This window comes from Croceitalea dokdonensis DOKDO 023 (genome assembly GCF_001306415.1).
Classification (GTDB): domain Bacteria; phylum Bacteroidota; class Bacteroidia; order Flavobacteriales; family Flavobacteriaceae; genus Croceitalea; species Croceitalea dokdonensis.
The window spans coordinates 211,875-221,607 of the sequence record NZ_LDJX01000007.1; the positions used below are offsets into that span (position 1 = coordinate 211,875).

Consider the following 9,733-nt stretch of genomic DNA (forward strand, 5'->3'; position numbering starts at 1 on the left):
GTAAACAAAAACGAACGCGAGAAAATTCCGAAGGAATTTTCCAAATAAGCACTTGCCAAAGCAATTAATTATACACGGTGTTAGCCATAGTTTTTTAAAATTCAGTTCTAGAATTTCCACCTTTCATAAAATCAAACTTCTCATAATATTCTTCACTATTTAAAATTCTTTTTAAGTCATTTTTAGAATTTCTGTTTCTTATTAGAATTTCAAAATCATATTTTTTTCCAGATTTTTCTGTTAATTTCAAATAGTTTTTGTTTCCAAATACAGAGTGAGTTGTCCAACTTCCGTAATCCATATATTTAAGATATACATTTTCGAGTTCATTCAGCGGAATACTGTTATTCAAACCATTTATGTCAAATTCAATTTTTTCTGTTGAAATTTTAATATTTCCGATTTTTTTCGGTTTGATAAAAGATTGACCAAACAGAAAATAAATTCCTGATGTGTAAATTGCAAGTGCTAAATATTTAAAATAAACGTTTAGATTTTCTTTGTCATAAAGAAAGATATAGAATGTCGAAATCAAATATAGAATTCCGAATACAATCATAAAGATTTTATTGAATTCTTTAGTTTTTACTATTTCAGTTTTATATTCTGTCGTCATTTCTTAAATTATGGCTAACGGTCACGGCTATGGCAAGTAGGGCAGATGATAAGCACTTATCTTTCCGCCAAACCCGTAGCCAAAGCTTTTGCATTTTGTTTTTATTTTATCTATTCTAAAAGCCAAATCAAAAGATTTGGCGGACTTCGCAAACACGCCCAAGCTAATCGTTTCAGCACTTACCGCCCTATTTGCTATAGCCATTGTTATCTTTAGTGCTTTTTACGCAACCTTGAATTCCGAGTCATTCATTTGTACACTGAACTTTATATTCGCCTTTAGTGCGTTAAACACTTTTAAAATAGTTTCAATCGTTACGTTTTTTGCGCTTCGCTCCAGTTTAGAAATCTGTGACTTTTGAACTCCAATCAATTCACCAAGTTGTTCTTGGGTCAATTTCCGTTCTTTTCGCACGGACTTAATCATTTCGCCCAAGACCTCCATTCGCAAATCGAATTCATACTTGTCCCTATCCGCTGTTCCAATTTTCCCGATGTCCTTGTCCTTCATTTGGTCAAGGGTCATCATTTTCATCTTTTTCTTTTTTGTTGCCATAACCTTTGTTTTTATTGCTCGAAATATTCCGTTCGAATCTGTTTTGCTTTCTCGATTTCAGCTTTTGGAACCTTGTCCGTTTTTTTAACCATTCCGTGCGTTAAAATCACAAGCGTTTCGGTTTTGCCCGTCCTATCCCAGAATGCGAAAAGTCGGTATTGAAGTCCTGCGTATTTTGTCCTGAATTCCCAAATGTCGTCCGTCAGTTTCTTGAACAATTTTGGGTCAAGTCCAAGTTTTGCCTTGTCCAGATTATAGTAAATCTTTGCTTTTGCTTTCTTGTCGACCTTTGACATAAAGTCAATAGCCTGCTCAAGAAAAACGACTTCAAACCTTTTTTCCATTCTGTTTATGTGCCCATTTATAAGACAAATATAAATAAAAAAGTTGAATTATATAGAAACTTTTATATTTTGGTCAGCATTAAAGATAACGGTTAGTATAACCGTCAGTTACGGGTTAATATGCGTTAATTTTCGGTTTAGCACAGACTTTAGCAATTCCGAGTGGATTCGGACGTAGTCGAATCCGCCGTAATTGCGGTTATACATTGTTGTAACACGTTATTTTTTCAGTTTTATATTTTTCAATTCCACCTTAAATGCTAATTCACCACCAATTTCAATGAATTCTCCTTTTTGGTCATAAAATTCCACGAAAGCAGTTTTGCTGTCAATAATCTCCATAACAGTTCCGATAGTTCCAGTTTCTATTCCGATTTTAAGTTTTGCTTTCGGGCTAACTTTTTTATAGAGCCATTTTTTCTCTATTCGTTTCCGTTCAACCTGATTTTTCGGGATTCCGAAAATCAATCCTTTAATCCAATCATAAATCATATTCAGTCCGACCCAGATTCCACCAAGAATCCATTTCACAAAGATTTCCGCTATTATTTCTCCCATTTATAGTCCATTTTTCGGTCGGTCGGTAATGTGTTACAACGGTTCGGCTAAGCGTAGTGCGGAGACAAGGAAACCTTTCGTTTCCGTCTGCGCACTACGCTAAAGCTTATTGTTTAGTTTTATTTTTTCTTTTCCAAAGCTAAATCCATAAGATTTAGCGACTTCATAAATATACACAGACCTTTCGATTAAACCCTAAAGTCCGCATTACGTTTAGGCATTGTTACCAACTGTTTTTCTTCGTCTGAGTAAGTCCTTTTACTCCGAGCGAGTGAAAAGTCCATTAACACAACAGTTGCGTTTGAGTAAGAAATCCATCTGCGCTTTTACTCCGTAAGAGTTAAAAGTCTAGAGTTTTTATTTTACCACTCCTCTTCTGATTTATCTTTTACTACAACTGCAAGATGAGTATTGGAAATGATATTTTTCTGAACAGAATAAACATTGCCGATAAATTCTTTGTAAACCTTTGCGTACCATTTTTTACTTGTCATACTTGGTTTGCTACCTTCAGGATATGGCAATTCATCTATCGCTGTTCCAAAATAGGGATGATTATAACTTTCAATTATTAGTCTAATTTTGTTGTCCTTGAAGTACACTTCATATTCGTAAGAAACATTTTGGCCAACTAAGTTCGAACCAGAGAAAACTTTTGTTTCGTTAGGAAATTCTCCAGCTACTTTAATTACGCCTTTTTCCTTGTTTTCTTCTTTAAATAAATACTCCTTTTGTTTCTGGTTTTTAACTCCCGTCGTAAGAAAGTTGTGCACCCTATCGTAGAGCACGTCTTTGGTTGTATTGTCGACATTTATGACTGTGTCAATACTTATTAAATTGTTCTGTGAAAAGGTAAAAGTGCTAGTAAATAAAATTAGCAGAAAAATATTCTTCATTGTCGTTGGTTTGATTTTTGACTTAATTTTCAAAAAAATAGTTGGTAACGGTTTAGCTATGAACAGTACGGAGGCAAACTAGCGTTTGCTTTCCGCCATGCCCGTAGCGAAATCTTTTGGTTTTGTTTCTTTTTTTGTGTCAAAGCGAAATCCCAAAGATTTCGCGACATTATAAATATACGCAGACCTTAGCGTTTAAAAACTAAGCCCGTATTGTTTATAGGTTTTGTTGTAAACAGTATTATTTTTCCGCTTTTACAAATTCCAAAATATTATCAATCCTAGGACTTGTTGCGTGAACTTTATAGCCTTTCGAGTCCGTACTTATTATTTCTACGTTTATGGCTTGTCCGATCATATGACTGGCATCTTCGGGATAATTTAGGATTTTAGTATAAGTCATTACATATTCACAATCAGATTTCCATTCAATCGATGAATAAGCCTCTACTTTAGTTATAGGGTTTATTTCAATTTGTGTTGAGTCCGTCCTTATTATCAATTCCGGTCTGTTTTCTAAGACATAATTAAAGTTTCCTGTTTTATAATCCAGACACTTTTTTTCCTGTGCTTTGCAGTTAAAGCAAGTAATAATTAAGATTAAATAAATACAGTTTTTCATATTGTTTACAACGGTTGGGCTAAGCGTAGTGCGGAGGCAAGGAAACTTTTCGTTTCCGTCTGCGCACGAAGCTGAAGCTTTTGGTTTTGCTTTTTTTTGTCCAAAGCTAAATCCCAAAGATTTAGCTACATTATAAATATACACAGACCTTTCGGTTTCGCCCTAAAATCCGCATTACGTTTAGGCTTTGTTACCACACGTTTTTTCCGTCCGAGTATGCAGTTTCCGCTTGCTTTTTTTTGTATTCTGCCCGAGTTGGAAGTCCATCCCCAACAGTTCCGTTTGAGTGAATTCTGCTTTCGCAAACTAGCTATAAATTCCAACTGCGCAACGATTAAGTTCGAGTGAAGTCCATCTGCACAAACTAGCTAAAAAGTCCATCAAGATAACAGTTGCGTTTGAGTCAAGTCCATTTGCGTTCAGATTACGTATTCTATTCGCTACTTTTTATTTTTATAAAAAAGAGGCATTAATGCTGCCAATATAATTGCCGTTACTATAGCCGCAATCCAATTTAGTTCGCCATGAACAAAGTAATCATAAAGAAGAAATCCAGTTGCGAATCCGGATGCCATTTTGAGATTTTTTAAGTTGATAAAGTCTTTCATTATGTTGGTTATTTATTTTTTTGCAAACGTGTGGTAACGGCCCCTGTATAAAGCGGGCGGGGCGTTTTGGCTCTTGTCCGCTTCTTGTCGGCCGGTTGTGTTGTTTATAAATATACTTGAATTTCGGGATTTAGCCGCCACGCGTTGAGCTTTTAAAACGCCCCGTTCGCTTTATACCGTGTTCATGCCGGTTGGGCTCTTCATATGGTGTTTCCCCTTTCCCTGGCTTTGTGTATTTGGGGCGTTTTACTCAGGGGCCGTTCAGGCCGATTGAATATCGTGGGAGCGTGAAATCCTTTTGGTTGTGTTTCGTGTTTTGACGGAATGCACCGCACCATTGTAAAGGGGGACTGTTCTCTCGGGTGTCCGATTTCATGGCGGAGCGATATGTCCTCTGGCAATCGGCCTGAACGGTTCGTGTATGATTAGTTGCGGACTTTTCCAACGGAAAATGTCCGCCTGTGAATAAAGATAATTGATTGCAAAGGATTCCGTTTAAGGAATCCGACCGCAATTAATTATACACTTTGTTACCATACGTTTTTTTTATTCAGTTCGATAGGAATTTGAATTTAGGTCGTACCATTGTTTTGAAAGCAAAACTCCATTTTTATCAAATTCCATTGTCATTAATGGTGCTTCATTGTTGTAATACGAAATGCTCTTAATTTGGCCATTTTCAAACCATTCAGTCCAAATACCATTTTTCAATCCATTTTCCTTGAGGCCCAAAACTTTGGGTTTGCCATTTTTGAAAAATTCAGATATTTTTTCTTCTCCTGGAATTGGTTGAATTTGAGTTTCTGTTCGTTTGAAATTTAGTGTCTTCTTGAAAATTACTAAATCCCCAAATTCTTCGATAGTCATTCTATTTTCACTCAATTCAAGTATTTTATAATTCCGTGTTCCCAAATTTAGGGTTGAGTCCGTAATCGAATAGTTTGTCTTGAATTGTCCGTAAGATTCTTTGATATCTAAAACCCCATCTTTTTGAAAGAGATAAAAACTTATTTCTGTAACAGTTGAGTCCGCTATCCCATTTGTATTTAGCAAAAGTTCAGGGTCCTTTTTAGGCTTTTCATGCTCCCAAGTTCCTAGAATTTGATTTTCAAGCAACTTTTGTCCGCTCATAATGATTGGAACAATAAACAGAAGCGAAAATAGGGTATGAGTAATTAAATTTTTCAAAATGTATGGTAACGGCTCCGGCTATGAGTAGTTGCGTGGGTTAGTACTTAACTTTGCAAGTACGCACCGAACTGAAAATCCGCGAGGATTTTCAGAAGTAGGCGAGAACAAGCAATTACTTATAGCCATTGTTGTACACAGTATTTATTTACTTAATTCTATTTGAAATTTTGTCGCATTAAATGCTGCTTGCAAACCTCTTAAATTTGTTTCAGATTTATTTTGTTCAAATAATTCAGCCAAGTATTCAGCTTGTTTGGTCACATTATCATTCTCCTTTTTAAATATTTGATATTTTAAAAGAATCAAATTCGCCATGATTTTATCTGAAATAGTTATATCACCTTGGTTTAGGTATTCCTTTATTGTACTTCCTATCTCGGAATCGTTTTCAGATAGTTCATCGAATAAGTAAGCATTAGCCAAGTCAGATTTATTCATAGTTGAGTAATCGTTTTGGTCAGACATATCTTTTCGGTAAGTCATTTTGTTTCCATTTAGAAAATACCATCTGGTGTAAGAATCATTTTCCATTTTGATTTCTTTTTCAAAAGCTTTTTTCTTTACAGTCCAATTTGTGAAAGCAATCAAAAGTTCAGTTCCGTCATCTTTCTTTAATATGGTAAATCGAATCAAGTAATTTCTTTTCCCTGGTTTTTCAATTTCGATGTCTAATTTATTTTCTACAGAAACATATTTTTTCAATGCTTTTAGAACTGATGAAACATCTTCAGGACTTGCTTCAGGAAATAAGTTTTCTCTTAAAAACAAATCAATGTATAAGTAATGAGTTAAATAAAAATCATCCATTTTCAGATAATTCGCCTCTGTCAAATGTTCGGTTTTGATATTGATTTTGTCTGATTGAGAATATCCAAAATTTGTGAATATTGCTAAAAGTAAAAGTGTGATTATTTTTCTGTTCATTCTGTTGGGTTATATTGTGTACAACGCCCGAGCTAAAGGTAGTGCGGTGTTGGGCAAGCGGTTCCCATGGCGCAAGGTCCCTTGGCAAAAGCCTTGTTTTTTGTCTTATTTTTTCTCGGACAAAAGCACAACGCTTTTGCCACCAACTAAAAATACGCAAACCTTTGGAAAGAACACCCTTGCCCGCATTACATTTAGGTTTTGTTAGCGGTGGTAAGCACGCCCTGCCCATTGCCCAACGGACGTGCCACAGATTTGTCTCCCGTGGTTTTTGCCGCATTTTCCACCCGGCGACAGGCCATTGCGGACGGGCCCAGGATAAACGCCCTTAAACCTGCCAAGATAGGGAGTGACGGCCCAAAGGTCGACCTGCGAACGGATTGCGCACCGATTCCGTACAGGCGGCAAAAGGGAAGGCCCCGAAAGCTGCCCTACCGTCCAGGCCCGAACCAAGCGAACCTGACCGGCCTAACAAACAAGTACCGTGGATTTTTTGCTTTTCTGATAAACGTGCCCCTTGCGCACCGCTTGTCCAACTAACACGTAAAAAAGCAAAAAAGGGAAGGCCGCGAAGAAGCTCTGTTTTATTTGGTGCTTATCACCGTTAACGGTTTAGCTATGAACAGTACGGGAGTAAACTAGCGTTTGCTTTCCGCCACGCACATAGCAAAATCTTTTTGTTTTGTTTTTTCTTTTCCTTGTTTAAAGCAAAATCCCAAAGATTTTGCGGACATCATAAAAATACACAAACCTTTCGTTTAAGCCCGAAGCCCGTATTGTTTATAGGTTTTGTTGTAGCACGTATTACCTTAAGATTTTGAATAGTCCGAAGTGCGTCGCAATCCAATAAACCTTGTCTTCAATTGCAATATCTAAAATTGCATTACCACGCTCTCTGAAATAAAAAGGAATAATATTATCGTTCGTAACTATATTCAAACCATTGTTAGTTGCAAGCCACAAAAGACCGAAATTATCAATTTCGATATCTCTAACCAAATTATCAGATAATTCAGAGTTTTCCTTATTCATATGAGTCCATTTGTCATTACTCAATATTGACAATCCTCCCGTTTTGTTTCCACCGTAACCAATTATTAAATCGCCGTTAACATCAAATTTTAATGACCGAACATAATTTTGTAATTCCGAGTTTTCATCATTTAACGACTCCCAATCGTTGTCTTTAAAAATTAAAAGCCCGTTGTTATGACCAATATAGATTAATTCGGAATTTTTAACAGCGATTGCTCTGATAGTCAACTTTTTTGGCAGATAAATCTTTTTCCAATTTTCACCATCAAATGAAGTTAATCCGCTTGTGCCTCCAAAATATAGAATTCCATTTTCGTCTTCTGTAATAGCTATTACAGAGTTGTCAGATAATTTTGTTTCATAACTCGAAAAGCTTTTCCAAGTTTGGCCATCAAATTTGACTAAACCATTTGGTTTTGAATACGAAACCCAAACGTTATTGTTCGAGTCAACAAAGATTGGTGAAATGAAACTACCTTTAACTTCTGAATTGCTTTTGTCGTACGTAGTCCAATTTGTTCCGTCAAATTTAATTAAGCCAGATTCGCCAGTCCCAATCCATTTATTACCGTCATCGTCAACAGCAATCCCCCAAATTTTATCATCGGTTAATTCCGAATTCTCTTTAGTAAAATGAGTCATTTCTTGACCGAGACTTATTTTAAAAAATAAAAGTATTAATATTATGGAAAATGTTTCTCTCATATGTGCTACAACGACTCGGCTAAGCGTAGTGCGGAGGCAAGGAAACCTTTCGTTTCCGTCTACGCACGAAGCTAAAGCTTATTGTTTTGCTTTTTCTTTTTTGTTTCAAAGCTAAATCCATAAGATTTAGCGACTTCATAAATATACACAGACCTTTCGATTTTGCCCAAAAGTCCGCATTACGTTTAGGCTTTGTTGGCATTAGTATTTTTTTCGCGCATTGCTCCGTATTTTGTCCATTAACTCTTTAGTTAGCAAATCTTTATGCTTTTTGGAGTCCGCTACAAATTGAAATTTATGTCTTTTGTCTTGATAATCAAATGAGATGAAATTATTTCCTCCATAACTTCTATTGGCATCGCCATCTGAATGAAAATTTATTCCTCGACCCTTAAAGTCGTAGACATTAAATTCAATATTTGTCATATCAGCAACTTGAAACTTTTTTGAGTGATTTATTGTGATTTCATTTTCATCAAATGTTATAAATCCACGTATTATTCTATTTTCGCCGTTGTATGCAAATAGACCATATAACCAACCAATTCCTACAGAGATAAAAAGTCCAATCATCACATAATTGAACAATTCGGTATCCCCAATGTTTATGTCATAGCTTTCAAATATTTTAATGACAATTAGAAGAATTCCAATTCCAGCGATACCAGTCCAATAAAATTTTTGAGAAAGTCCTACGTCATATTTTGACTTTTTTTGGTCGAGGACTAATTCGTATGATGGTGCATTCAAGGCCTTAACGCAACAAACGTTGCTAATTGATTATGGTTCAATTTAATTTTTTCTTTCCAAAGAGCCTAGTTTTTTTGAAGGCTTTTCGGAAAGAAAAAATTATGTGGTGTTTTGGGCAATGACCTCCAATGGTGTTCTGTACCCCAACACCTTTCTTGGCCTGTTGTTCAGTTTTTGTTCAATGGTTTTGAGCTGTTTTTCGTTCATGTTCCCAAAGTCGGTCTTCTTGGGCAGGAAACGTCTGATGAGCCCATTGGTGTTTTCGTTGGTGCCACGTTCCCAAGACGCGTAGGGATTGGCAAAATAGATGTCCATTTTGGTTGATTCCGACAGCCATTTGTGGTCGGCCATTTCGGTACCGTTGTCGTAGGTCATTGTCTTTTTCAGTTGACTGTCAAAACGGTTCAGTTCTTTGGCAAAGGCTCTGGTCACGGATTTGGTCTTTCTGTTTTCAAGGCCGATGATAAGGGTATATCTGGACTTTCGCTCCACGATGGTTCCAATGGCGGATTTTTGGCCCTTGCCTATGACCAGGTCACCTTCCCAATGTCCGATTTCCTGTCTGTTTTCAATATGTTCGGGTCTTTGTGATATATTTATTTGGTCTTTGATCTTGGAACCTTTCTTACGCCTGGGTCTGGGTTTTCTACGCCTGGATTTTTGGTAGGGCAGCAGCTTTATGAGCTTTTTGTTAAGGCTGGCCTGTGGATGGGAATAGATGTGGGAGTAAATGGCCTCGTGGGATATGGTCATCACTGGGTCGTTGGGATAATCGATTTTGATTCTGCCTGAAATTTGCTCTGGTGACCAGTTTTTCAAAAGTGATTTATAGACATAGAACCGCAGTAGGGAATGTGTCCCTATTTTATCTAAATTACGCTTGTTCAGGTAGTCGTCCTTGGCCAGCCAATGGGCAAGAGAAGCATCAT

The 9,733-nt window shown here is 36.6% G+C and carries 12 protein-coding genes; all 12 read right to left on the reverse strand.

The genetic code is table 11. The features are described from left to right. Positions 1–94 precede the first annotated feature (94 nt). Positions 95–616: a hypothetical protein gene (locus I595_RS15000; RefSeq protein WP_054560256.1), complete on the reverse strand. Its 522-nt coding sequence runs from the start codon at positions 614–616 to the stop codon at positions 95–97. A gap of 222 nt (positions 617–838) precedes the next feature. Continuing rightward, positions 839–1,171: a helix-turn-helix domain-containing protein gene (locus I595_RS15005; protein ID WP_054559466.1), complete on the reverse strand. Its 333-nt coding sequence runs from the start codon at positions 1,169–1,171 to the stop codon at positions 839–841. Between the two features lie 11 nt (positions 1,172–1,182). After that, on the reverse strand, positions 1,183–1,515 hold the full coding sequence (locus I595_RS15010; protein WP_054559467.1) for a type II toxin-antitoxin system RelE/ParE family toxin: 333 nt from the start codon (positions 1,513–1,515) through the stop codon (positions 1,183–1,185). Positions 1,516–1,734: 219 nt separating this feature from the next. After that, positions 1,735–2,073, reverse strand: a complete 339-nt coding sequence (locus I595_RS15015) for a hypothetical protein (protein ID WP_054560257.1) — start codon at positions 2,071–2,073, stop codon at positions 1,735–1,737. Between the two features lie 362 nt (positions 2,074–2,435). Beyond that, on the reverse strand, positions 2,436–2,969 hold the full coding sequence (locus I595_RS15020) for a DUF4468 domain-containing protein (RefSeq protein ID WP_054560258.1): 534 nt from the start codon (positions 2,967–2,969) through the stop codon (positions 2,436–2,438). A gap of 241 nt (positions 2,970–3,210) precedes the next feature. Further along, on the reverse strand, positions 3,211–3,735 hold the full coding sequence (locus I595_RS15025) for a hypothetical protein (protein ID WP_054560259.1): 525 nt from the start codon (positions 3,733–3,735) through the stop codon (positions 3,211–3,213). A 296-nt stretch (positions 3,736–4,031) separates the two neighbouring features. Beyond that, positions 4,032–4,199, reverse strand: coding sequence for a hypothetical protein (locus tag I595_RS17455; protein ID WP_157449762.1), 168 nt, complete (start codon positions 4,197–4,199; stop codon positions 4,032–4,034). A 546-nt stretch (positions 4,200–4,745) separates the two neighbouring features. Continuing rightward, a complete protein-coding gene (locus I595_RS15030; protein ID WP_054560260.1) occupies positions 4,746–5,330 on the reverse strand; it encodes a toxin-antitoxin system YwqK family antitoxin in 585 nt (194 codons plus the stop codon). Positions 5,331–5,531: 201 nt separating this feature from the next. Beyond that, positions 5,532–6,314, reverse strand: coding sequence for a hypothetical protein (locus I595_RS15035; protein WP_054560261.1), 783 nt, complete (start codon positions 6,312–6,314; stop codon positions 5,532–5,534). Between the two features lie 804 nt (positions 6,315–7,118). Continuing rightward, positions 7,119–8,054, reverse strand: a complete 936-nt coding sequence (locus I595_RS15050; RefSeq protein ID WP_157449763.1) for a two-component regulator propeller domain-containing protein — start codon at positions 8,052–8,054, stop codon at positions 7,119–7,121. Between the two features lie 201 nt (positions 8,055–8,255). Next, a complete protein-coding gene (locus tag I595_RS15055) occupies positions 8,256–8,804 on the reverse strand; it encodes a hypothetical protein (protein WP_054560265.1) in 549 nt (182 codons plus the stop codon). A 99-nt stretch (positions 8,805–8,903) separates the two neighbouring features. Beyond that, positions 8,904–9,733: IS30 family transposase (locus I595_RS15060; protein ID WP_054560266.1), on the reverse strand; the 830-nt coding region annotated here is incomplete at its 5' end.